This window comes from Fundidesulfovibrio sp., assembly GCF_058402725.1.
Window position 1 is genome coordinate 1 of the sequence record NZ_JBZVFJ010000307.1, and the last position, 1,948, is coordinate 1,948.

The 1,948-nt window shown below is 68.4% G+C and carries 1 protein-coding gene; it reads right to left on the reverse strand.

Annotated elements, in window-relative coordinates:
* Positions 1-143: 143 nt before the first annotated feature.
* Positions 144-1,948 (reverse strand): CHAT domain-containing protein (locus ACV4UX_RS19030; RefSeq protein WP_491594851.1); only part of this gene is annotated, 1,805 nt, incomplete at its 5' end.

Consider the following 1,948-nt stretch of genomic DNA (forward strand, 5'->3'; position numbering starts at 1 on the left):
GTGGTTGTTGGGGTGGTTACTTCCCCCCTTTGGGGGGGGGGGGGGGTTTTTGGGGGGGGGGGGGGGGAGCCTCCCTTTTGGTCAGGGGGAGAAGCGGGGGAGGGGGGGGAAGGTCCCCTCCCCTCCCCTCCCTGCCGGTCGTGTCAGGGTTCTCCCAGGTAGACGAAGGCGCCCCAGTAGTAGGGGTTGTCGGAGCCGTGGCGGTCGCGGACGATGGCGCGCTGGTCCTGCATGGCCTGGCGCAGGGCCTGTGGCCGGGTCATCTTGCCGGTGGAGAGGTTGCGATAGAAGGCGGCCATGAGTTCGCCGGTTTCGCGATCGGGGACGCTCCAGAGGCTCATGACGAGGCCTTGCGCTCCGGCCTGGAGGAGCGCCCGGCGCAGTCCGAAGACGCCTTCGCCGTTCTTCACGTCGCCCAGTCCGGTTTCGCAGGCCGAGAGCACCACGAGTTCCGTGCCGTTGAGGTTGAGGCTCAGGAGTTTTTCGGCCGTGACGACGCCTTCGCTGCCGCCCTGCTTGATGGCGTTGTTGGCGCCTGCCAGGAGCACGCCGGAGCGCAGGAGCGGGTTTTCCCCTTCGGGTCCGGCGGCGCGTGTGGGCAGGAACCCGGAGCGTTGGCCTTCGGCCTCGCTGCCTTCCAGGAAGAAGCCGTGGGTGGCCAGATGGAGCACCCGGGGCCGCTTGAGGGAGAGGAGCGCCTCTTCCAGGGCGCTGGGTCCCAGGAACACCTGCGCATCCGCCAGTTGCCCCTTGATGGCGCGCACTTCCGTGGCCGTGCCCGGCAGGCGGCGGAAGCTCTGGCCGCGCAGCGCGCGGGAGACGTTGCCGCCGCGCGTGGGCTCGTAGCCCATGGTCTTGGCCTGGGCGACGAGTTCTTTCAGGCCCAGGTTGAAGTCCGGGTCGCCGAAGAGGGCGGGCTTGCCCGTTCCGGCGGCGGCGTTGGAGATGCCTTGGGCGTCGAAGGCCAGCATGTCGCGTCCGGCGGAGAGATAAGAGAAGGAATAGTCTTCCAGGAGCGGTTTGCCGCCCTGCGGGGTGAGGATCTCGAAGGGGAAGAGGTTCAGCGCGCCGTCGGGCGAGAGGAACACCTGGCGGGTCTGGCCCAGTGGGGCGCGCAGGGGCTTGAAGACCAGATCGTGAAGGGCCGTCGTGAAGCGCTGGGTCTCCTGTTCGGCGGGCTTTCCGGAATTGGCCGCGTCGCGCACGCTCTTCACGAATCCGGCGGCGGCTTCGTCGATGGGCTGGGCTGGTCCCAGGTCCACCATGGTCGGCGTGGCGTTGCCCGAGAGGAGCACGAAGGCCATGTAGCGATCGGGCTGATTGGCGCGCTTGGCGAAATCGTAGCCCCGGAAACGGCTGAATTCCACCAGGGCGGAGTTCTTGGGCAGCGCCTGGGCCAGCGTGGTCGTGGAGACCTCCGCAGCGCGCTTCTGCTTGGCGAAGCCGCGGCTCAGGGAGGCCAGTTTGTTTTCCAACTCGGTCTTGCGCGCCTCCAGGCGGGCGATCTCCTTCTGCGCGCCCTCGCCGCCGCCGACGGCCATGCTCAGGGCGGCCAGCCGGGAGCGCACGGAGGCCAGTTCCTCGTACTGTTTGCGCACCTCGGGGGGCGCGTCCACCACCAGGGCCTCCTGGAACTGCTTCTGGGCCTCCAGCACCGCGCCCTTGCGGCGCAGCCAGAGGTTCATGGCCTCGGAGCGGACGTTGCCGTCCTGGCGCAGGTGATCCAGGGTCAGGGAGAGGAAGGCGTCCACGCGGTAGCGGTTGCCCTGGAGGAAGGTGAGCTTGTTCTGGTCGGTGGCGAAGCCCATCACGCGGTCGATGAGGGCGTCGTCGGCCTCCTGGCCTTCCCGGAAGGCGTCCAGCGCCGGTTTCCAGGCCTTGCGGTCGGCCTCCAGGAGACCACGCATGTAACAGGTGTCTGAATAGTACTCGCTGGTCTTGCCCAGGG